The following is a 21,208-nucleotide window of genomic DNA, read 5'->3' on the forward strand; positions in this document are numbered from 1 at the left end:
GCCATGACCGGCAACCGCTACTCCGCCGACCGCATCGACACCACCGCCCCGCACTCCGCCCGGATGTACGACTACTGGCTCGGGGGAAAGACGCACTACGAGGCCGACGCGGAGGCCGCCGAGGCCGTCATGGCGCTGTGGCCCGGCGTCCGCACCGGCGCGCAGGTGAACCGCTGGTTCATGCGGCGGGCCGCGCGCTGGCTCGCCGAGGAGGCCGGTATCCGGCAGTTCCTCGACGTCGGCGCAGGCATCCCCACCACCCCGAACCTGCACCAGGTCACCCAGGCCGTCGCCCCCGACTGCCGGGTGGTATACGCGGACAACGACCCGATCGTGCTGACGTACTCCGAGGCGCTGCTGGAGAGCAGCCCGGAGGGCCGGACGGTCTACGTGCACGCCGACGTCACCGACCCGGCGAGCATCCTTGCCACGCCGGCGTTGCGCGAGACGCTGGACCTCACCCGGCCCGTCGGCCTGTCGATGATGGCGCTGCTGCACTTCGTCACCGACGAGGGCAAGCCCTACGACCTGGTGCGCGAGCTGATGGGGGCGCTGCCGTCCGGCAGCTATCTGATGCTCTCCCACTGCACGCCGGAGCTGGACCCGCCGGCGTGGGAGCGGCTCTCGCAGCTCGCGGCCTCGCGCAGCGACATCACCGGCCAGGCGCGCAGCCACGCGGAGGTGTCCCGCTTCTTCGACGGGCTGGAGCTGGTGGAGCCCGGCGTGGTCGTGCCGCACCGCTGGCGCCCGGACGGCGACGAGTCCGTCGCCGACCTCACGGACGCGGAGGTGTCCCTGTACGCGGGAGTGGCGCGCAAGCCGTGACGGGCGCCGCCCCCGGAACGCACCGGCCCCCACAGCGGGGCGGCCGGTGCGGCCGGGGCCGAGGCGACCGGTCCGGCCGCAGTCAGGCGCCGCCGGGCGGTCGGAAGCGTACGGGCAGCCGTACGGGCCCGCGCATCAGCATGCCCGTGCGCCACGGCAGCGTGTCCGGGTCCGCGTCCAGGGCGAGGTGGGGTGCACGTTCCAGCAGGCGCCCGATGGCGACGCGCGCCTCCAGCCGGGCGAGGGGTGCTCCCAGGCAGAAGTGCACGCCGTGGCCGAAGGCCAGGTGCCCCCGGGTACCGGCCGCTCCCCCGCCGTGTGTCGGCGCCTCACCGCGGCGGATGTCGAAGCGGTCCGGCTCGGGGAACCGCTGCGGGTCGCGGTCGCCGTCGGCGAGCACAGGCAGCACCACCTCGCCGCCGCCGGGGATCGTCACCCCGCCGATCTCCACCGGCTCCACGGTGAAGCGGTACGTCGGCGTCTCCACCGGTCCGTCGTAGCGCAGCATCTCCTCGACGGCGGCGTCGATGAGCGCCGGGTCGGCGCGGAGCGCCGCGAGCTGGTCCGGGTGGCGGAGCAGGGCGAGCACGCCGTTGGAGATCAGGTTGACCGTGGTCTCGTGCCCCGCGACGAGCAGCAGCCAGGTCATGCCCAGCAGTTCGTCGGGGGCGAGCCGGTCGCCGTCCTCGTCCGTGGTGCGGATCAGGCCGCTGAGCAGGTCGGTTCCGGGTTCGTCGCGTTTGCGGGCGATGAGCGCCTGCAGGTAGTCGGTCAGCGCGTCGACCGCGGCCCGCGTCTCCGCGTCCGAGGCGACGCCGACCACCGTGTTCGACCAGCGGCGGAACGGCTCCCGCTCCAGGCCGGGCACGCCCAGCAGTTCACAGATGACGCCGATGGGCAGCGGGAACGACAGCGCCTCCACCAGGTCGCCGCGTCCGTCCGGTGCCGCGAGAAGGGCGTCCAGTAGCGCGTCGGTCATCTCCCGCACGCGGGGTGCGAGCGCCTCGACGCGACGCGAGGTGAACTCCCGCGCCACCAGCTTGCGCAGCCGGGTGTGGTCGGGCGGGTCGGAGGCGAGCATGTGCCTGCCGGATGCCACGGACCGCATACCCAGACGCGGCGACGCCCTGTCCCACTCCTTCGACAGCCGCGGGTCGTTGAGCGTGGCGCGGGCGGCGTCGTAGCCGACCACCAGCCAGGCCTCGAACCCCTCCGGTGTGCGCACCCGGTGCACCGGCCCCTGCGCGCGGAGCTGCGCGTACACCGGGTACGGGTTCCGGGCGAACTCCTCGCCCAGCGCGCCCAGGTCGACCAGGCGCTCCCGGTGTCGCCGGCCGCCGTGCTCTTCCCCGTCCGCGTGCTCCCCGTGGTCCCCATGGTCTCCGCCGTGAGCGGTGTCGTGCGCGTGCGTCGTCATGCTCCCCCTCGCGTTCCGGGCCCCCTGGACCGATGCTAGGCCGCCGGGACGCACCGGTGCGAGAGGCGCATTTCGGCCACACCTCCGCGCCCGGTCAGCCGTAGAGGGAGAGTGCCCGGGCGAGGGCGGTCCGGGTGGGGAGGCCGTCAGTGTCACCGGGGGCCTGCACGGCGAGGGCAGCGACGCACGCGGCCTCCGCCAGGGCGCGTTCCGGGTCCAGCTCGCGCAGCCAGGCCGAGAGCCAGCCGGCGGTGAAGGCCTCCCCCGCGCCCGAGGGGTCGGTCACCTGGACGCCGAACGGCTCGTGCGTCCACTGCCCGTCCCGCGTGACGGCGAGGGTCGAGTGGTCCTGCCGCTTGACGACGACGGTCCGCGCGCGGCCCAGCTCCAGCAGGGCCTTGGCGACCTGCTCGGCGCCGCCTCCGAGCAGCATCTCCAGCTCGTCCTCGCCGGCGACGACGAGGTCGGCCTCGCGCAGCAGCGGACCGGCGATCCGCATCCAGTCGTGGTCGGTGCCCAGGGTGTGCTGCACGCTCGGGTCGAAGCTGACGGCGGCGCCGGACTGGCGGGCGAGCTCGACCAGCCGGTGCACCGCCTGCGCGGCGCCCGGCGCGAGCATGGGCGTGACGCCGGAGACGTGCACCAGCCGTGCGCCGACGATGGCCTCGGGCGGGAGGTCCTGGGCGGTGAGCCGGGAGCCAGCGGAGCCGGCGCGATAGGAGACGGCGTCCAGGGGGCGCTGCGGGTGGCTGTCTCTGAGCAGCAGCCCGGTGGGCGCGTCCGGGTCGGCGACGGCCCAGGAGACGTCCACGCCGTCGGCGCGCATCTCACGCAGCACCGCCTCGCCGGCCGGGTCGGCGCCGACCCGCCCCAGCCAGCGGGTGGGGTGGCCGAGGCGGGCCAGCGCCGCGGCGACGGTGGACTCCGCTCCGGCGACGGAACGGCGGAAGTGCACCGCGCGGTCGAGGGGTACGCCCGGCTCGGCGAGCATGAGCAGCATCGCCTCACCGCATGTCACGGCCTCCGGTCCGGTCGCCACGCCGCTCTCCCGCCTGTCCGCCTGCTGTCCTGTCCGGGCGAGGTTACCCGGTGCGGGCGGGTCACCCCAGGGCGTCCTCTTCCCCTCTCACTCCGGGGCCGGTGCCCGCCGTCGGCGGCGGGCACCGGCCCCGGATGCGAACGGCGGCCGTCAGCCGCCGAGTTCACGGTGGCGCCGGCCCAGGCGCCCCGCGCCCTCTTCGGTGAGGGAACCGTGCAGCCGGAGCCGCGCGATGCCGCCGTCGGGAAAGATGTCCAGCCGCACGTGCGTCACGGCGGGGGCGTCGTCGAGCAGGAAGCGGTGCACGCTGTCGGGCTGGAGCCGGGTACGGGGCAGCAGCTCGCGCCACGCGCCGTCCTCGCCGTCACGGCCGACGAGCGCGGCCCAGCCGGCGGCGTTGCCCTTGAGGTAGCCGGTGTCGATCTCGACGGCGCGGATCACGGCCTGCTCGGTCAGCGCGTAGCGGATCCAGTCGTTGCCCCGGTCGCGACGGCGGCGCGTCTCCCAGCCGTCGTCCATCTTCCGGCTGCGGCCGGGCTGGATGGTGTGGGCGGGCGGGGAGTAGAAGCGGTCGGAGGCGTCCTCGACGGCGCCGCCGTTCTCCTGCGCGACGACGTCGAAGGTGCCGAGCGCCGCGAGCCACGCCGGGTCGGGGACGACCTCGCCGTGCACCCGCAGCCGGGCGACGCCGCCGTCGGGGTGCTGCACCAGGCGCACGTGGGTGAAGCGCTGTTCGGCGGTGACCTCGAAGCCGTTCGCGGCGTGGCCGCCGATCTCGGTGCGGGGCACGATCTCGGTCCACTTCACGTCGGGACCGAGGAGGTCCGCGGGCGACGGGGCCCCGGGGACGGACGCGGCCTGGACGGAGACGGCGCGCGGGTAGTTGCCGCGGAAGTGGGCGGTGTCGACGATGACGCCGCGGATGACGCCCGGGGCGCCGAGGCGGACCAGGGCCCAGTCGTGGTCGTCCGCCTCCGGGTGGGGGGTGTCCGCGCCGGTGCCGCGGCGGCGGCGGGTCTCCCAGCCGTCCATGATCTTGCCCTTGTGGCCGAAACGCTCGGGGTCGAACTCGGCCGGTTCCGGCGTGAGGAGGTTCTCCCGCTCGGCGAAGAACTCGTCGTTGGCGGCGACGACGCCGGCGCCCAGCCGCCGGTCGGCCAGGTCGGCGAGGTGGGTGAAGGGCAGGTCGGCGTCGCGGTAGTCAGCGTACGGGTCGCCGCCGGGGTACGGGTTCGCGTCGCCGGTGTGGCGGGGGATCGCGGGGGTCGCCGCGCTCATGTGCTGCCTTCCTTTTGCGGTCAGCCGGCCCGGTGGGCGGTCGGACGGGCGATGAGCCGCCCGGTCCTGTCCAGGGGCCGGGAGTGGTCGGTGATCTGTTCGCCGCGCAGCCAGCTGGACCGGACCACGCCGTGCAGGGTGCGTCCGGCGTAGGCAGTGACCTGGTTGCGGTGGTGCAGCGCGGCGGGGTCGACGGTGAACGTCTCCTCGGGGGCGAGGACGGCGAAGTCGGCGTCGTGGCCGGGGGCGACGGCGCCTTTGTGAGCGAGGCCGGCGAGCCGTGCGGGCCCGGCGGACATCCACCGCACGACGTCCTCCAGGGAGTGGCCGCGCTCCCGAGCGGCGGTCCACACGGCGGGCAGGCCGAGCTGGAGGGAGGAGATGCCTCCCCAGGCGTCGGCGAAGTCGGGGGTCTTGAGGTCGGTGGTGCAGGGCGAGTGGTCGGACACCACGCAGTCGAGGAGGCCGTCGGCGAGGCCCTGCCAGAGGGCGTCCTGGTTGGCGCGCTCCCGGATGGGCGGGCAGCACTTGAACTCGGTTGCGCCGTCGGGAACCTCCTCCGCGGTCAGGGTGAGGAAGTGCGGGCAGGTCTCGACGGTCAGCCGTACGCCGTCGCGGCGGGCGTCCGCGATCATCGGGAGGGCGTCGGCGGAGGACAGGTGCAGGACGTGGACGCGGGCGTCCAGGCGGCGCGCGAGGTCGATGAGCAGGGCGATGGCGTCGTGCTCGGCCTCGCGGGGCCGGGAGGCGAGGAAGTCGGCGTAGCGGCCGCCGGCGCGCTGCGGGGCGGCGGTGAGCCGTCCGGGGTCCTCGGCGTGCACGATGAGCAGGCCGTCGAAGGAGGCGATCTCGGTGAGCGCGGCCTGAAGCTGCTCCGGGTCCAGCTCGGGGAACTCCTCGACGCCGGAGGGGGACAGGAAGCACTTGAAGCCGAACACGCCCGCCTCGTGCAGCGGCTTCAGGGCGGCGACGTTGCCGGGCACGGCGCCGCCCCAGAAGCCGGTGTCGATGTGCGCCTTCTCGCGGGCGACGTCCTGCTTGATGCGCAGGTGGTCGACGGTGGTGGTCGGCGGCAGCGAGTTGAGCGGCATGTCCAGGAGCGTGGTGACACCGCCCGCGGCGGCGGCGCGGGTGGCGGTGTAGAAGCCCTCCCACGCGCTGCGGCCGGGGTCGTTGACGTGCACGTGGGTGTCCACCAGGCCGGGCAGCAGGGCGTCGTCGCCCAGTTCGACGAGGCGCGCGCCGTCGGGCACCGGGGCGTCGTGGGGCAGAACGGCGTCGATCCGGCCGTCCTGCCCGACGGCCACGGACGCCGCCCGGGCGCCCTCCGGGGTGATCACACGGGTCGAACGCAGCACCAGCCGGACGTCGGCCACCTCGGTTCCTCCTCTGGGCCTCCGCCGGGGCGGAGATTCGGTTCTTCCGCGAAGCGGAATTTCAACGTTCTGTTGAGAAGTCTTCCCGCCCGCAGGGCGACACGTCAAGCCTGCGCGGACTCCTGGAGGTTTCCACTAAATGGAAGACCGTTGCCGCATCCCGGTATGGATGTCCTGCCACTGGCGGCGCCCGGACACCCTCTTCGTACCCGCCTCCAGCCCTCGTGACCGGCGACAACGGGCCCCACGGGGCGGTGCCCGCCGGGGCGGGGCCGGTAGCATGCGCCACACACCGCAGGAAAGGAACGCGACGTGCCGTCGTCCGCCGAGCGCAAACCCGCCAACCCGTCCGCCCCCGCCTCGAGTGGCGGGGTGCAGTCCCTGGAGCGCGCCTTCGACCTGCTGGAGCGGATGGCCGACGCCGGCGGCGAGGTCGGGCTGAGCGAACTGTCCGGCAGCAGCGGTCTGCCGCTCCCGACGATCCACAGGTTGATGCGCACCCTCGTCGCCTGCGGCTACGTGCGGCAGCAGCCCAACCGCCGGTACGCGCTCGGGCCCCGGCTGATACGACTCGGCGAGAGCGCCTCCCGGCTGCTGGGCACCTGGGCACGCCCCCACCTGGCCCGCCTCGTCGAGGAGACCGGAGAGACGGCGAACATGGCACTGCTGGACGGCGACGAGGTCGTCTACGTCGCCCAGGTGCCCTCCCGGCACTCGATGCGGATGTTCACCGAGGTCGGGCGGCGCGTGCTGCCGCACTCCACCGGCGTCGGCAAGGCGCTGCTGGCCGACGCACCACCGGAGGAGGTGCGGGCACTGCTCGCCCGCACCGGCATGCCGGCCGCCACCGAGAAGACCCTCACCACACCCGAGGCGTTCCTCGAGGCGCTGGTCGACGTGCGGGAGTGCGGGTACGCCACGGACGACAACGAGCAGGAGATCGGGGTGCGGTGCATCGCGGTGACAGTCCCGGACGCACCGACGCCCGCGGCGATCTCCATCTCCGGGCCCGCGGGCCGGGTGACGGAGGCGGCGACGGACACCTTCGTACCCCTGCTCCGGGAGGTGGCCCGGGACCTGTCCACCGCACTGGCCACCACGACGAACGGCGGCTAGCCCGGCCCACCAGGCCTCCGGGCGGCGCGTTCGCCGGGCCGGACCGGCAGCCGCGCGCCGTCCGCGGCGCGCGGGAGGGCGCCCCCGCCGCCCTCATCCGCCCCCGCGGGCGCGGCGGACGGGCTGCACCTCCCCGGGGCGGCCCGGGGCAGACGGTCGCCTGACTACCCGGCGCCGGAGCGAGGGGGACGGGTGCCGGAGCCGAAGGCATCGACGGCCCGACGGAGTTCCTCCAGCGCGGCGGCGAGGGCGCTGACCGAGCCGAGGGCGGCGGCGACGAGGAGCAGCGAACCGCGCAAGCGGGCGACGTCGGGCGGCTCACCGGCCGCCAGGACGCGGAGGCGGCCGAGTTCCTCCTCGGCGGCCCCCCGGTCGGAAAGCCGGGCGGGGTGGGCGGCGAGCTCCCGGCTCACGCGGTCCACGGCCGCACGGAGCGCACCCGCGGCTGCGGGCGCCGACTGCGTCACGGTCTCACTTCGCACGATGCTCCTCTCCCCCACGGGCAGCCCCGTCTGTCCCCTTCTCACCCGGTCGGGCCCGAAAGGTTCGCACAGTAAACGCCACTCTCCGCACAGCGCGCTACACGGAGGGCGAAAATCAGGCCGGTAATGTTATCGGCTCACCGCACACAGTCACCAGACGGGGAAAGCCGGGAGCACCATGGACCCGATGAACGACCGCACCGACCAGGCCATCGACCAAGACAGGAAGATCGCCGCCCTGCTGCTCGCAGCCGGGGGCGGACGCCGCCTGGGTGGGCACCCCAAGGCACTCCTCTCGCACCACGGCCGCCCCCTCGTCGAACACGCGGTCCGCACGCTGCGGGACGGCGGCTGCACACCGGACGTGCGCGTGGTGCTCGGCGCAGCAGCGGACGACGTGCGGGGGACCGCGGACCTGTCCGGATGCGTACTACTGGAGAACCCGGAGTGGGAGGCCGGCATGGGCACCTCGCTGCGCACCGGTCTCGACGCACTGACGGGTTCGGGCGCCGCCGCGGCCCTGGTGTTCCTGGTGGACCAGCCGGGCGTCGGGCCCCAGGCGGTGGCCCGGGTCCGCGCGGCGTACCGCTCCCCCGCCACGCTCGCCGCCGCCGCGTACGGCGGGCGGCGCGGCCATCCGGTGCTGCTGGGCGCAGACCACTGGGCCGGGGTCGCGGCAGCGGCCTCGGGTGACCGGGGCGCACGGGGGTACCTGACGCGGCACGAGGAGGAACTGCGTCTCGTGGAGTGCGGCGACGTCGCGGACCCGGCCGACATCGACACCCCGGAGGACCTTTCCCGGCTCTCGCCCTGACCTGCGGGCGGCGGCAGTGAGAAGTATCTCGACATCAACAAACCATTGAAGTTCCACGATAAGGAAACTAGCCTCCACTGATCAGAAGCGTCCGCTCCGCCGGGCGCTCCTCCGCCACGACAGAGCACGCACCATCCGCAAGGAGTGACCAGCATGTCCGCACCAGCGCCGTCCCAGCCGGCCCGCGTCGACGCCGAGCACGTCGCACGTCAGGAGGAGGTCCTGACGGACGAGGCGCTCGCCTTCGTGGCCGAGCTGCACCGCCGGTTCACCCCGCGCAGGGACGCACTGCTGGCCGCACGCGAAGAACGGCGGGCGGAGATCGCCCGCACCACGACGCTGGACTTCCTACCGGAGACCGCCCACGTCCGCGAGGGCGACTGGCGGGTCGCCGACTGCCCGGCGGCTCTGCAGGACCGGCGGGTGGAGATCACCGGTCCGACCGACCGCAGGATGACGGTCAACGCGCTCAACTCGGGAGCCCGGGTCTGGCTGGCCGACTTCGAGGACGCCTCCGCCCCCACCTGGGAGAACGTCATCGGCGGGCAGCTCAACCTGACCGACGCGTACGAGCGCCGCATCGACTTCACCGACGAGCGCGGGAAGGCGTACGCGCTGCGCCCGGCGGAGGAGCTGGCGACCGTGGTGATGCGGCCGCGGGGCTGGCACCTCGACGAACGGCACCTCACCGTCGAGGGACGGCCCGTACCGGGCGCCCTGGTCGACTTCGGCCTGTACTTCCTGCGCAACGCCCAGCGGCTGCTCGACCTCGGCAAGGGCCCGTACTTCTACCTGCCCAAGACCGAGTCGCACCTCGAGGCCCGCCTGTGGAACGAGGTCTTCGTCTTCGCCCAGGACTGGTGCGGCATCCCGCACGGAACCGTCCGGGCCACGGTGCTCATCGAGACGATCACCGCCGCGTACGAGATGGACGAGATCCTCTACGAGCTGCGCGACCACGCCTCGGGGCTCAACGCGGGCCGCTGGGACTACCTGTTCTCCCTCGTGAAGAACTTCCGCGACGGCGGCGAGCGGTTCGTCCTCCCCGACCGGAACGCGGTGACGATGACCGCACCCTTCATGCGGGCCTACACCGAGCTGCTCGTGCGCACCTGCCACAAGCGGGGCGCGCACGCCATCGGGGGCATGGCCGCGTTCATCCCGAACCGCCGCGACCCGGAGGCGAACGAGAAGGCCCTGGAGAAGGTCCGCAGCGACAAGGACCGCGAGGCGGGCGACGGCTTCGACGGCTCCTGGGTCGCCCACCCGGACCTGGTGCCGGTCGCGCAGACCTCGTTCGACGCGGTCCTCGGCGACCGTCCGCACCAGAAGGACCGGTTGCGCGAGGACGTCGACGTGAAGGCCGCCGACCTCCTCGCCGTCGACTCCCTCGAAGCCCGTCCGACCCGCGAGGGCCTGCGCAACGCAGTACAGGTCGGCACCCGCTACATCGAGGCGTGGCTGCGCGGGCTGGGAGCGGTGGCGATCTTCGGGCTGATGGAGGACGCCGCCACGGCCGAGATCTCACGCTCGCAGATCTGGCAGTGGGTGAACGCGGGCGTGGTGCTCGACACCGGCGAGCGGGTCACCCCGGAGCTGGTGCGCGAGATCGCCGCGGAGGACCTGGCCGCGATCCGGGACGAAGCCGGCGAGGAGGCATTCGCCGCCGGACGCTGGCAGCAGGCCCACGACCTGCTGCTCCGGGTCTCCCTGGACGAGGACTACACCGCCTTCCTCACCCTCCCGGCCTACGAGCTGCTGGACTGACGGCTTCCCCCCGGGCCCCGGCGGGGACGCGGGCCCGCCTGCGGGCGGGCCCCCACCCCGCCGGAGCGCGGCCGGGGTGGAGCGGCCCCGGAGCGAAGCGCCCTGGTCGCGAACAGCGCGTGCCGGTGACACCCTTGTCCGCATGGACGCTCGAGGGGCGCCGCCGGGCGGCGGGCCGCCGCCCGTGCCGTGGCCCGCCGGGCCCGAAGAGGCCCTCGCCCTGAACCACACCGGTTCCTTCGACTGGGACCTGGACCGGGGAGTCGTGCACATGGACCCCTCGGCGCTGGCGCTGTTCGGGGTGGCGCCGGAGGAGTTCGACGGCGATCCGTCGATCCTCACCGCCCGCGTCCCGGCCGCGGAGGCGGCCCGTCTCGACCTGCTCGTCGCCCAGGCCCTGAAGGGCGGCCGCTCCTCCTACGGCGCGTACTTCCGGATGAACGCGCAGCACGGCACTCAGCGCTGGACCCACACCCAGGGCGCGATCCTGCGCACCCCCGACGGCCGTCCGTACCGGATCGTCGGCATCCTGCGCGACGCCACCGAGGAGCTCAGCCAGTCCACCGAACGTCTCACCCTGGACGCCGAGCGCTCGCTGCACACCGACGTGGTCGACGCGACCACGGCGGGGCTGGCGCACGCCCGTACGGTCCGCGAGGTGCTGGACGCCCTCGGCACTTCCCGCGGCCTGGACCAGCTCGGGGTGATCAGCGTCGTGGTGGGGCTGGTGCAGGAGGGACGGATGCAGCTGTACGGCGAGGGCGAGCTGAGCGGCATGCTGCCGATGAGCCGGCGGCGACTGGACGAGCCGCTGCCGCTGCCGGAGGCCGTACGCACCCTGACCCCGCGCTACATCGCCTCCCGCGAGGAGTTCGCCCGGCGCTACCCGCCGCTGTGGTCGTGGGCGAAGGAGCTGGGCTGGAGCGCGGCCGCGTTCCTGCCCCTGATCGCCCAGGGCGAGGCGCTCGGCGCCATCGGGCTGGTCTACCGCGACAAGTACTCCTTCACCAGCGAGGAGCGGACCCTGCTCACCGCGCTGACCAGCAGCATCGCCCAGAGCCTGGAACGCGCCCGGCTGTTCGAGCAGGAACACGAACTGGCCGAGGGGCTGCAGCGCGCGATGCTGCCGCACTCGCTGCCCAGCATCCCCGGTGTGCATGCCGAGGTCCGCTACCGCGCGGCCCAGCAGGGCCGGGACATCGGCGGTGACTGGTACGACGTGATCCCGCTGCCCGGAGGCAGGGTCGCCGCCGTGGTCGGCGACGTGCAGGGCCACGACACCGACGCGGCGGCCGTGATGGGACAGCTGCGCATCGTGCTCCGGGCCTACGCGGCCGAGGGCCACTCGGCGCCCACGGTGATGGCCCGCGCCTCGTCGTTCCTGCACGACCTGGATTCCGACCGGTTCGCGACCTGCCTGTACGTGGAGGCGGACCCCTCGACGGGCTGGCTGCGGATCGTCCGGGCCGGGCACCCGCTGCCGCTGCTGCGCCGGTCCGACGGGCGCTGCCGCCCCTTCCCCGTGATGGGGGCGCTGCCGCTGGGGCTGTCCACCCAGTTCGGGCAGCCGAAGTACCCGGTGACGACGATGGAGCTGGAGCACGGCGAGACGCTGGTGCTGTTCACCGACGGCCTGGTGGAGCAGCCCGGCGGCGACGTGGAGCAGGGCATAGAGGACCTCGCGGAGGCGGTGCGCACCGGCCCGTCCGAGATCGCGAAGCTCGCGGACCGGCTGTGCGAGGTGCCTGAGGCGTGGAACGGCACCGACGACCTGGCGCTGGTGCTGCTGCACCGCGAGGTCTCCGCCCCCACGCGGCCCGCCCGGCGGCTGCACCAGCACGTCGCTCCGCGCGACCCGGAGTCGCTGGCCACGGTCCGGCACATGGTGCACGCCGCGGCGCTGTCCTGGGGAGCCGGCGACCGGGCGGACGACCTGTCGCTGGTCACCGACGAACTGGTCACCAACGCGCTGCTGCACAGCGGCGGCGGGGCAGTGGTGACGGTGCACCCGCTCTCCGGGGCGCAGCGGCGCGTCCGGGTCGAGGTGACGGACCGCTCCAGCACGGTGCCGCAGGTGATGCACCCGGGCGCGTCCAGCATCTCCGGCCGGGGCCTGCTGCTGGTGGACCATCTCGCCGACGTGTGGGGCGTGGAGGCGCGCGGCACGGGCAAGGCGATCTGGTGCGAGTTCGTCGCCGACGGCCGGTGAGCGACGCCGGAAGCAGGGGCCCGGACGCCGCGGGGCGGGCGCGGCGTCAGGCGCGCAGCGGCTCCGGCTCGGTCCAGGACCCGTGCATCAGGTTCACCAGCCGCGCGACGGTCTCGGGGTGCTCGGCCGCGACGTCGTGCCGCTCACCGGGGTCGTCGCGCAGGTTGTAGAGCTCGACGTCCCACCGGTGGTCCGGCACGGTACGGTCCCGGCCGGGCGCGAACCGCACGGCCTTCCAGTCGCCGCGCCGTACGGCCTCGCACGTCTGGAGCCCCCGACCGCCGTCCGCGGCCTGCGAGGTGGGGGTGGCGAACGGGTCGTTGCGGTACCAGTACAGGTGCCGGTGGTCGCCGGGCGCGTGGACGCCGCCGACCAGACCGGCCAGGGAGAGCCCGTCGACGTGGTCCGGCGTGCGGGCCCCGGCGAGTTCGGTGAGGGTGGGCAGCACGTCGGTCAGCGGCGTCTGCCGTGAGGTCTCGGTGCCGGCGGCGACCCGGCCCGGGCCCCAGGCGAGGAGGGGTACGCGGATGCCGCCCTCGTACAGGTTGCGCTTGACGCCGCGCAGGGAGGAGGCGGCGTCGAACCGGGCCGGGTCGACTCGACCCTCCTCGTGCGGCCCGTTGTCACTGGTGACCAGGATGACGGTGTCGTCGGCGATGCCGCGGGCCCGCAGCAAATCCACCATGGCGCCGACGGTGGTGTCGAGGTGGCTCACCTGCGCGGCGTGGCCCTTGTTGGCCTTGGTCCAGGGGCGGGAGGCGTAGCCGGCCTGTTCCAGCCGGCGACTCGGGGCGTGGGGGACGTTCGGCGCGAAGTAGAGCAGAAAGGGGCGTTCCGTCGCGCCTGCGCCGCTCCCCGTGCCGGAGTCCTGCCCCTCGTCCGGGCGGCGGGCCCGCTGCTGCCGGTCGGCCTGGTCCTGGATGAACTCCAGGGCGCGGTCCCGGAACAGGTCGGGGGCGTAGGTGCCGCGCCGGCCGGCGACGTTGCCGGGGACCGGGACGCGCCTGCCGTTCTCCCACAGCGCCGCCGGGTGGAAGTCGTGTGCGTGGTGGTGGCCGATGTAGCCGTAGAACTCGTCGAAGCCGCGGTTGTTGGGGTGGCTGGGCTGGTCGGGCTCCTCGGGTCCGAAACCCCACTTGCCGATGCAGGCGGTGCGGTAGCCCTGGTCGCGGAGGAGTTCGGCGAAGGTGGTGTCCTCGTCCCCGAGCGAGCCCTGCGGCCCTCCGAGCGGATTGGTGCGGACGGCGGCGTGACCGACGTGCAGGCCGGTGAGCATCGAGCAGCGGGACGGCGCGCACACCGGCGCAGCGGCGTAGGCGCTGGTGAAGCGGAGCCCTTCGGCGGCGAGTTCGTCCAGTCGCGGAGTGAGGATGAGATCCTGGCCGTAGGAGCCGAGCTCGCCGTAGCCGAGGTCGTCGGCGAGGACGACGATGACGTTGGGCCGACGGGGCTCGGGGCGCGCGGCGGGCTTCGCGCGGCCCTCTCCGGCCAGTGCGGTCACGGCCACGGTGGTTCCGGCGAGACCGAGAGCGGCGGCCGATCCGGCGATGAAGCGGCGTCGGGTGGCGTGCACGGGGTCGGGCTCCTTCTTCACGTACCGAAGGATCATCTTGAACCAGCACGCGGGGCGGCCGTGACCAGGTTCCCGCCGTGCGGGGCCTGTTGGGTGTGACGCGGGGCACGCCCGCGGGACTGCGCCGCAGGTAGCGGCGGCCTGGAGGGTCCGGAGCTGGCACCTGATCCGATATGGATTCGGTATGCGCGCGATGCGGTGCGCGCGGGCGGCGGCGTGCACCCGCTGCACGCCGCCGCCCGCGGCCGGGTGTCGGTCGCGGGCGAGCGGGAGGCGTGGCGAGCGCGGGGGTCAGCCGCCGGCCCGGGACGCCTCCGTGGCGGCGGGGCCGTCCCCTTCGGCGGCTCGCGCCGACGGGACGGCGGCCGCGCCGGTCGGGTCGGCGCCCGGCTCCATGGGGTGGGCGACGGTCTCCTCGTCCCGGCGTCCGCCGAAGTGGTTGAAGAGCAGGTTGAGCACGATGGCGGCGATGCAGCCGGTGGAGATGCCCGAGTCCAGCACGATGCGCGCGCTCTCCGGGAAAGCGTGGTAGAAGCCCTCGGCGGTGATGGGGATGATGCCGACGGCCAGCGAGACGGCGACGATCACGACGTTGTTGTCCTTCTCCAGCCCGCCCTTCACCAGCGTCTGGATGCCGCTGGCGGCGACCGATCCGAAGAGCACCACACCGGCTCCGCCGAGCACCGGCAGGGGAACGGTGGCGATGAGGGCGGCGGCGACGGGACACAGACCCATCAGCACGAGGATGCCGCCGCCGGCCGCGACGACGAAGCGGCTGCGGATGCGGGTCATGGCGACCAGCCCGATGTTCTGGGCGAAGGCGCTGCACGTGAAGCCGTTGAAGAAGGGGCTGACGAACGACCCCAGGGTGTCGGCGCGCAGCCCGGCGGCGATGGTGCGTTCGTCCGCCGGCCGGTCCACGATCTCGCCGAGGGCGAGCATGTCCGCCGTGGACTCGGTCATGGAGACGATCATGACGATGCACAGGGAGAGGATGGCCGCGAGGGAGAACTGCGGGGCGCCGAAGTGGAAGGGCGTCGGGAAGCCGACGACGTCGGCCGCGCCCAGGGCGGCGAAGTCGGTGAGCCCGAGCGGAATCGCGAGCAGCGTCCCGGCGACCAGACCGATCAGCACCGCGATCTGCTTCACGAAGCCGCGGGTGAAGCGGCGCAGCACCAACACGATCGCCAGCGTGGCGGCGGCCATCGCCAGGTTGCGTGCGGAGCCGAAGTCGGCGGCCTCGGGGTCGCCGCCCTGCGCCCAGTCGAAGGACACCGGAAGCAGCGAGATGCCGATGAGGGTGATGACGGTGCCGGTGACGACGGGCGGGAAGAAACGGACCAGCTTGCTGAAGTAGGGCGCGAGGAGGAAGCCGACGGCACCGGCGACCATCACCGCCCCGAAGATCACCGGAAGGGCGTCCTCCTTCGCCTCGCTGCCGACGATGGCCAGCATGGGGGCGACGCCGGCGAAGGTGACGCCGTTGACGAAGGGCAGCCGGGCGCCGATGCGCCAGATGCCGAGCGTCTGCAGCAGGGTGGCTATGCCGGCGGTGAAGAGGCTGGCCCCCATCAGGAAGGTCAGTTCGGTGGGTGTGAGTCCAACGGCGACGCCGACGACGAGCGGCGGGGCGACCACTCCGGCGTACATGGCGGCGACGTGCTGGAGTCCGGTGGTGAGGAGTTTGAGGGGAGGCAGCGAGCGGTCGACCGGGTGCTTGCCGGCCCCTTCCGCCTCATTCTCCGGCGGCTTCCCGCCGTCCTCGTCCGTGTTGCTCTGCGCGGTGAACCCGGGCGTCTCGGCCACGGCGGTTCCTCCTGTCGGTTGAACGAGTGCCGCCGAACGGCACGCGGTTTCAGGGAGGTGATGCGTCCTGTTGGTGGTTTCTCGCTGTGCGAAGGGGGTGTCCGTCGCGCCCGGGCCCGGGTGTGGGCCGTCCGTTCCCGGGACGCGAGCGTGCCGCATCCCGGGAACGGTGTGTCTGAGCATCCCGCTCGGCTGCTCAGACCCGGCCGGGAGCCGTCCCTCCCGGCCGGAGTCGTGGTGGCCGCCTCGGGGGCGGCCTCGGGTCAGCCCGCGTCGGCGGCGATGCGCGCGAGCCGGCGCGCCTCGTCGCGGGTGGTACGGGCGACGGCGTCCTCGTCGACCGTGGTCAGGCGACCCTGATCGACGACCGGGCGGCCGTCGATCAGGGAGAGCGTCACGGGGGCGGCCGCGCCGAGGACGAGTGCGGCGACCGGGTCGGCGATGGAGGAGTGGCCGAGGCCGTCCACCTTCCACAGCACCAGGTCGGCCAGCTTGCCGGCCTCGAGCGAGCCGATCTCGGCGCTGCGGCCGAGTACCTGCGCGCCGCCGTAGGTGCCCAGGCGGAGAGCCTGCCGGGCGTTCAGCGCCTTCTCGCGGTGCGCGCCGAGGCGGTTGACCAGCAGCGCGTTGCGCAGCTCGGTGTGGAGTTCGCCGGACTCGTTGGAGGCGGTGCCGTCCACGCCGAGGCCGACCGGCACCCCGGCGGAGAGCATGTCGGGGACGCGCGCGATGCCGGCTCCGAGGCGCGCGTTGGAGGAGGGGCAGTGGGCCACACCGGTGCCGGTGCGGGCGAAGGCGGCGACGTCGGAGTCGTTCATGTGGACGCAGTGCGCCATCCACACGTCCTCGCCGAGCCAGCCGGTGGACTCCAGGTAGTCGGTGGGGCCCTTGCCGAAGAGTTCGTGGCAGAACTTCTCCTCCTCCACGGTCTCCGACCCGTGGGTGTGCAGCCGTACGCCCTTGCGGCGGGCCAGTTCGGCGGCCCGGCTGAGGAGTTCGGTGGAGACGGAGAAGGGCGAGCAGGGAGCGACGGCGATGTGCAGCATCGACCCGAAGGAGGAGTCGTGGTGCCGGTCCACGGCCTCCTCGGTGGCGCGCAGCGCGTCCTCGGTGGTCTCGACGGCGAAGTCCGGGGGCAGACCTCCGTCCGACTCGCCGCGGTCCATGGAGCCCCGGGCGGCGGTGAAACGGACGCCCATGTCGCGGGCGGCGCGGATCTCGGCACCGAGCAGGTCGCCGGAGCCGCGCGGGAAGACGTAGTGGTGGTCCATGGCGGTGGTGACGCCTCCGCGGGCCATCATCGCCAGCGAGCCCTGCGCCGCCGCGTGCACCATGTCCTCGTCGATGCGGGCCCAGGTCGGGTAGAGGGAGACCAGCCAGTCGAAGAGGTTGCAGTCCTGCGCCAGGCCGCGGGTGATCCACTGGTAGAAGTGGTGGTGGGTGTTGACCAGCCCGGGGGTGGCCAGGTGGCCGGTGCCGTCGACCCTGCGGACGACACGCGAAAGCCCTTCGGGAGCCGGGCCGGCACCGACGGACTCGATGACGTTCCCGGCGATGACGAGGTGCCCGGAGGCGTACTCCGTGTCGTCGGCGTCGACGGTCGCGATCGCGCAGTTCTCGATGACGAGGCGTTCTGCGCTCGGGGCTCGCTCTGTCATTCGGTGTTCCTCGTTCTCTTCTCGGCTGGGGCGCGGCAAGGGCCCGGGGATTTGAGTGCCGGAGCCGGCGGGGCGGCTGACAGTTACCGCCCCACCGTGCCCGCTCCGGGTGCCGATGCGTCGCCTCCGCGACCGGTTCGCGGTCGGGGGCGGCGCGGTCAGAGGTTGGTCATGTCGACCGGGATGCGCGGTTCGGCTCCGTCCCGCAGCACGGTGGCCTCGATCAGGCCGTAGGGGCGGTCGGCCGCGTAGTAGACGGCGCCGTCGGCGGCGTCGTTCTTCAGGCCGAAGGGCTCCAGGTCCACGCGGAAGTGGTGCTTGTTGGGCATGGAGAAGCGGATCTCCTCGACCTCCGCGCGACTGTTGATCACGCGGGCGCCCATCTGGTACAGGGTCTGCTGGAGGGATAGCGAGTAGGTCTCGGCGAAGGCCTGGAGCATGTGCTTCTTCGTCTCCGCGTAGGACTTGTCCCACCGCGGCATGCGCTGCTCGTCGGTGCTCCAGGTGTGCCGCCACACGGCCGCGACCTCGGTGGCGAGGATGCGGTCGTAGTCCTCCTTGAGGGTGGTGTAGCGGTCCTTGACGTAGCCCCAGAACTCGCTGTTGGTCGAGTTCATCACGGTGAGGCCCTTGAGGCCGGACAGCACCTCGAAGTGCTCGCCGTCGTAGGTGACCTGGGCGGTGCGGGTCTCCTGGCCGGTGCGGACGAAGGAGTGCTGCACCTCGTCGGCGCCGATGAAGCGGGAGTTGGCGTCCGAGGTGGCGATGCGGTCCCAGGAGTACTCCTCGATCCGGATGCGCGCGCGGTGTATGCCTTCCTGGCTCTCCACGAAGTGCCGGGCGAGGTGGACGCCGAACTGTTCCGCCGAGGAGATGCCGTGCTCCTTGGCGAAGGCGAACACCGTGTTCTTGGTGGTGTCGGTGGGCAGGACGTTGCTGTTGGACCCGGAGTAGTGCACGTCGTCCATGGCGCCGGACAGGGCGACGGAGACGTTGAGGTCCTTGATGTGGTGGGTGTCCCCGTCGCGGGTGATCTTGACGACGCGGTTCTCCGCCTTGCCGTACTGGTTCTGGCCGAGAACCACCGGGCGGGCCGGGCGGGACGTTGCGGTCATGGGGTGTCAGCTCCCTCGGTACACGGAGTAGCCGTACGGGTTGAGCAGCAGCGGTACGTGGTAGTGCTCGCCCGGGTCCACCGCGAAGGTGAGGACGACCTCGGGGAAGAACGGGCCACGCGTCCTGGTGTCAGGGCCGCTGTCCCTTGCGCGGGGGGCGTCCTGCTGTTCCTCGGCGTTGTCAGGTGTGTGGTGTGCGGTGCGTGCGAAGTAGGGCGCCACCTCGAAGCGGAGCCGTACCTGCGCGGTGCCCTCCGGAAGGTCCGGAAGGTTCTTGCAGCGCCCGTCCGCGTCGGTGCTCGACGCGCCGTGTGCGATCCAGGCGCCGCCGTCGCCGTCGCGTACGGACAACTGCACGGCGACGCCCCCTGCGGGGCGTCCCCGGCTGGTGTCCAGGATGTGCGTGGACACCGAGGTGCGGCGCGGCGCGGCGGCCGGGGAGGATGCGGCGGTCATCGCGAGTCGTCTCCTTCGTGCGCGAGGCGGGTGAGCCGGATGCGGTTGATCTTCACCAGCTCGTTGCGGACGTTCTCCCATTCGCGTTCCGGCGTGTTGCCGAGACGCGCGAGGACCGCGTCCCGCATCTGCTCGCCGGTCAGACCGGTGGCGCAGATCAGGAAGACGTGCCCGAACTTCTCCTGGTACTCCAGGTTCAGTTCGAGCATCCGTGCCCTGAGCTCCTCCGGCGCGCCGGCCATACCCCGCTGTTCGCGGGCGGAGGCCGGGTCGCCGGGCTTGGGGCGCCCGATCGGCGGGTGCCCCGCCATCGCCTCGGCCAGGTCCTCCTGGGTCAGCTCGGCCATGGCGGCGTCGCTGGCGGCGAACAGCGCGGCGGCATCGGCGTACGGGCGCCGGGCGAGCACACCGCTCGCCCAGGCGTCCGAGGCGCACACCTCGGTCAGCGCGGTCCGCGCCGCACCTTCCTCGGTGGTGTTCAACCAGGTCAGACCTGGTTTCGGACTCGACGTCACGGGGGCCTCCGAAGCCGTGGTGCTGTTCGGGCTGACGTACAGCTAAGCCCCCGGGACACGGAACGTCAACACTTTGTTGAACTTTTTGCGCCGCACGCACCCGCCGCTCGCACCGGCCCGGCTATTCGGTGGCGCGGGCCGCGTTCTCCCTGTTCAGGTAGTTGTAGACGGTGAAGCGGCTGACACCCAGTGCACCGGCCACCGTCTCGACGCCGTGCCGCACCGAGAAGGCGCCGCGGGCCTCCAGGATGCGCACGACGGACTGTTTCGTCCTGCGGTCCAGCTCCGCCAGCGGCATCCCGTGCCGGCGTTCCAGCTCGGCCAGGATGTGGTCCAGCGAGTCGGACAGGTGCGGCAGCCGTACGGCCAGGACGTCCCGGCCCTCCCAGGCGAGCACGACGTCATCGCCGGCCGCCTCATCCGGTGTGACCATCTCGCCGCCCATGGCGTCGACCAGCGGCTTCACCGCCGCCACGAACGGGTGCTCCTGCGGGACACTCACCGGGCATCCCCGCTTTCGCCGTCCACGACGTTGACCTGGAGGGACACCCGGGTGGCACCGGCGCCGAGGGCCCGGCGCAGCATCTCGCCGACCGCCGCCAGGACCTCCTCCGAGCCGCCCTCGGCGGTGTTGCCGAACGGCCCCACGTCGACCGCGTCCAGCGGCGCGGCCTGCAGGGTCTCCCGGGCCACGACCGCGTGCTGCGGGGGCTCGTCGAGGTCGAAGGGCTCCGTCGTGAACTCCACTTTCAATCGCACGGGATCAGCGTAAGCGCGGTGGACGGCACTTGACAGCCGACGGGAGACAGCTGCACTCTTCCAGCAAGCAGAATCCTACTTCCGCATCGTGAAATCTCGATCGAGCTTCACGCGGACCGCTCACGGAAGGGAGCACGATCGACGTGGCCCCCCTCGCAGAAATCGGCAGCAGCGACCACCGGTTCACGGTCAACCTGTCGATCCTCTTCACCGAACTGCCGCTCCTGGAGCGCCCCGCCGCCGCCGCGGCCGCGGGCTTCCGGGCCGTGGAGCTGTGGTGGCCCTGGGTCGACGCGCCCGTACCGCCGCAGTCCGACCTGGACGCCCTGCGCGACGCCCTGCGCGACGCCGGGACGCAGCTGACCGGCCTGAACTTCTACGCCGGGCGGCTCCCCGGCCCCGACCGCGGCGCGCTGTCCGTGCCCGGCACGGAGTCGGAGCGCTTCCGCGCCAACATCGACGTCGCGGCCGGGTTCGCCGAGTCCCTCGGCTGCACGGCCCTCAACGCCCTCTACGGCAATCGCGTCGAGGGCGTGAGCGACGAGGAGCAGGACGCGCTCGCCCTGGCGAACCTCCAGCTCGCCGCCCGCGCGGCCGACCGGATCGGCGCGGTGGTGCTGATCGAGGCGCTGAACGCGCCCGAGTCCCCCCAGTGCCCGATCGTCAGCGCACCCCGGGCCGTGGAGGTCGTGGAGCAGGTCAACGCGGCCACCGGGCTGGACAACGCCCGCTTCCTGATGGACCTGTACCACCTGTCGATGAACGGCGAGGACCTCCCGGGAGTGATCGAGCGGTACGCCGACGTCACCGGGCACGTGCAGATCGCCGACAACCCGGGCCGGGGCGCCCCCGGCACCGGCGACCTGGACTTCACCGACCTGCTCGGACGTCTCCGCAAGCACGGCTACGACGGGTGGGTCGGCCTGGAGTACAAGCCGGGCGAAGGCCCCAGCGCCGGGTCCTTCGGCTGGCTCCCCGCACCGCTGCGCGGCGCGCGCTGACG

19 protein-coding genes are annotated in these 21,208 nt (G+C 73.1%); 6 read left to right on the top strand and 13 right to left on the bottom strand.

Annotated features, from left to right (window positions below; translation table 11 throughout):
- Positions 1-3: 3 nt before the first annotated feature.
- Complete coding sequence (locus E4198_RS02805) at positions 4-825, top strand: SAM-dependent methyltransferase (RefSeq protein ID WP_136181727.1); 822 nt, start codon at positions 4-6, stop codon at positions 823-825.
- Positions 826-907: 82 nt separating this feature from the next.
- On the opposite strand, the gene E4198_RS02810 is transcribed toward E4198_RS02805, so the two are convergent.
- The 4 genes from E4198_RS02810 to allB form a co-directional block, all read right to left on the bottom strand.
- Entirely contained in the window at positions 908-2,242 is a 1,335-nt protein-coding gene (locus E4198_RS02810) for a cytochrome P450 (protein WP_136181728.1), read from the bottom strand.
- A gap of 94 nt (positions 2,243-2,336) precedes the next feature.
- Positions 2,337-3,281 (bottom strand): sugar kinase, encoded by a 945-nt coding sequence (locus E4198_RS02815; RefSeq protein WP_247597522.1) that lies wholly within the window; start codon positions 3,279-3,281, stop codon positions 2,337-2,339.
- 150 nt (positions 3,282-3,431) lie between these two features.
- Positions 3,432-4,559, bottom strand: coding sequence for an allantoicase (gene alc, locus E4198_RS02820; RefSeq protein ID WP_136181729.1), 1,128 nt, complete (start codon positions 4,557-4,559; stop codon positions 3,432-3,434).
- A 20-nt stretch (positions 4,560-4,579) separates the two neighbouring features.
- Positions 4,580-5,935: an allantoinase AllB gene (gene allB / locus E4198_RS02825; protein WP_136181730.1), complete on the bottom strand. Its 1,356-nt coding sequence runs from the start codon at positions 5,933-5,935 to the stop codon at positions 4,580-4,582.
- A 312-nt stretch (positions 5,936-6,247) separates the two neighbouring features.
- On the opposite strand from allB, the gene E4198_RS02830 reads away from it, so the two are divergent.
- Positions 6,248-7,051, top strand: coding sequence for an IclR family transcriptional regulator (locus E4198_RS02830; RefSeq protein ID WP_136181731.1), 804 nt, complete (start codon positions 6,248-6,250; stop codon positions 7,049-7,051).
- 164 nt (positions 7,052-7,215) lie between these two features.
- Here E4198_RS02830 and E4198_RS02835 read toward each other — a convergent pair whose 3' ends face one another.
- Positions 7,216-7,533, bottom strand: coding sequence for a DUF5955 family protein (locus tag E4198_RS02835; RefSeq protein ID WP_247597523.1), 318 nt, complete (start codon positions 7,531-7,533; stop codon positions 7,216-7,218).
- 187 nt (positions 7,534-7,720) lie between these two features.
- On the opposite strand from E4198_RS02835, the gene E4198_RS02840 reads away from it, so the two are divergent.
- From E4198_RS02840 to E4198_RS02850, 3 genes are all read left to right on the top strand, one after another.
- Positions 7,721-8,347 carry a nucleotidyltransferase family protein gene (locus E4198_RS02840; protein ID WP_136181732.1) on the top strand — a complete coding sequence of 209 codons (627 nt, stop codon included), beginning with the start codon at positions 7,721-7,723 and terminating at the stop codon, positions 8,345-8,347.
- A gap of 153 nt (positions 8,348-8,500) precedes the next feature.
- On the top strand, positions 8,501-10,114 hold the full coding sequence (gene aceB, locus E4198_RS02845; protein WP_136181733.1) for a malate synthase A: 1,614 nt from the start codon (positions 8,501-8,503) through the stop codon (positions 10,112-10,114).
- A 142-nt stretch (positions 10,115-10,256) separates the two neighbouring features.
- Positions 10,257-12,323, top strand: coding sequence for a SpoIIE family protein phosphatase (locus tag E4198_RS02850; RefSeq protein ID WP_136181734.1), 2,067 nt, complete (start codon positions 10,257-10,259; stop codon positions 12,321-12,323).
- 46 nt (positions 12,324-12,369) lie between these two features.
- On the opposite strand, the gene E4198_RS02855 is transcribed toward E4198_RS02850, so the two are convergent.
- From E4198_RS02855 to E4198_RS02890, 8 genes are all read right to left on the bottom strand, one after another.
- Positions 12,370-13,917, bottom strand: a complete 1,548-nt coding sequence (locus E4198_RS02855; RefSeq protein WP_247597524.1) for an arylsulfatase — start codon at positions 13,915-13,917, stop codon at positions 12,370-12,372.
- A gap of 270 nt (positions 13,918-14,187) precedes the next feature.
- The gene (locus tag E4198_RS02860; RefSeq protein ID WP_247597844.1) at positions 14,188-15,594 is read right to left on the bottom strand and encodes a nucleobase:cation symporter-2 family protein; all 1,407 of its coding nucleotides are present in this window, start codon (positions 15,592-15,594) and stop codon (positions 14,188-14,190) included.
- 371 nt (positions 15,595-15,965) lie between these two features.
- Positions 15,966-17,360, bottom strand: coding sequence for an 8-oxoguanine deaminase (locus tag E4198_RS02865; protein WP_136181737.1), 1,395 nt, complete (start codon positions 17,358-17,360; stop codon positions 15,966-15,968).
- A gap of 158 nt (positions 17,361-17,518) precedes the next feature.
- Positions 17,519-18,475, bottom strand: coding sequence for a factor-independent urate hydroxylase (gene pucL, locus E4198_RS02870; protein ID WP_136181738.1), 957 nt, complete (start codon positions 18,473-18,475; stop codon positions 17,519-17,521).
- A 6-nt stretch (positions 18,476-18,481) separates the two neighbouring features.
- Positions 18,482-18,931 carry a hydroxyisourate hydrolase gene (locus E4198_RS02875; protein WP_136181739.1) on the bottom strand — a complete coding sequence of 150 codons (450 nt, stop codon included), beginning with the start codon at positions 18,929-18,931 and terminating at the stop codon, positions 18,482-18,484.
- Positions 18,928-19,446 (bottom strand): 2-oxo-4-hydroxy-4-carboxy-5-ureidoimidazoline decarboxylase, encoded by a 519-nt coding sequence (uraD, locus tag E4198_RS02880; RefSeq protein ID WP_136181740.1) that lies wholly within the window; start codon positions 19,444-19,446, stop codon positions 18,928-18,930. Before uraD ends, E4198_RS02875 begins: the two co-directional genes overlap by 4 nt.
- A gap of 121 nt (positions 19,447-19,567) precedes the next feature.
- Positions 19,568-19,948, bottom strand: coding sequence for a helix-turn-helix domain-containing protein (locus E4198_RS02885; RefSeq protein WP_027762058.1), 381 nt, complete (start codon positions 19,946-19,948; stop codon positions 19,568-19,570).
- Positions 19,945-20,205: a hypothetical protein gene (locus tag E4198_RS02890; protein ID WP_027762057.1), complete on the bottom strand. Its 261-nt coding sequence runs from the start codon at positions 20,203-20,205 to the stop codon at positions 19,945-19,947. Before E4198_RS02890 ends, E4198_RS02885 begins: the two co-directional genes overlap by 4 nt.
- A gap of 161 nt (positions 20,206-20,366) precedes the next feature.
- Between E4198_RS02890 and E4198_RS02895 the strand changes: the two genes are divergently transcribed.
- Positions 20,367-21,206 carry a TIM barrel protein gene (locus tag E4198_RS02895; protein ID WP_136185156.1) on the top strand — a complete coding sequence of 280 codons (840 nt, stop codon included), beginning with the start codon at positions 20,367-20,369 and terminating at the stop codon, positions 21,204-21,206.
- Positions 21,207-21,208: the final 2 nt, after the last annotated feature.

Origin of the sequence: Streptomyces sp. RKND-216 (assembly GCF_004795255.1) — a bacterium.
GTDB classification, from domain to species: Bacteria; Actinomycetota; Actinomycetes; order Streptomycetales; family Streptomycetaceae; genus Streptomyces; species Streptomyces hazeniae.

What these genes read in the sequence shown, in the direction of transcription:
- alc (WP_136181729.1), bottom strand. Translation starts at nt 4,559, where the DNA reads ATGAGCGCGGCGACCCCCGCGATCCCCCGCCACACCGGCGACGCGAAC.
- E4198_RS02840 (WP_136181732.1), top strand. Translation starts at nt 7,721, where the DNA reads ATGAACGACCGCACCGACCAGGCCATCGACCAAGACAGGAAGATCGCC.
- E4198_RS02810 (WP_136181728.1), bottom strand. Translation starts at nt 2,242, where the DNA reads ATGACGACGCACGCGCACGACACCGCTCACGGCGGAGACCATGGGGAC.
- E4198_RS02850 (WP_136181734.1), top strand. Translation starts at nt 10,257, where the DNA reads ATGGACGCTCGAGGGGCGCCGCCGGGCGGCGGGCCGCCGCCCGTGCCG.
- E4198_RS02805 (WP_136181727.1), top strand. Translation starts at nt 4, where the DNA reads ATGACCGGCAACCGCTACTCCGCCGACCGCATCGACACCACCGCCCCG.
- E4198_RS02865 (WP_136181737.1), bottom strand. Translation starts at nt 17,360, where the DNA reads ATGACAGAGCGAGCCCCGAGCGCAGAACGCCTCGTCATCGAGAACTGC.
- E4198_RS02875 (WP_136181739.1), bottom strand. Translation starts at nt 18,931, where the DNA reads ATGACCGCCGCATCCTCCCCGGCCGCCGCGCCGCGCCGCACCTCGGTG.
- pucL (WP_136181738.1), bottom strand. Translation starts at nt 18,475, where the DNA reads ATGACCGCAACGTCCCGCCCGGCCCGCCCGGTGGTTCTCGGCCAGAAC.
- aceB (WP_136181733.1), top strand. Translation starts at nt 8,501, where the DNA reads ATGTCCGCACCAGCGCCGTCCCAGCCGGCCCGCGTCGACGCCGAGCAC.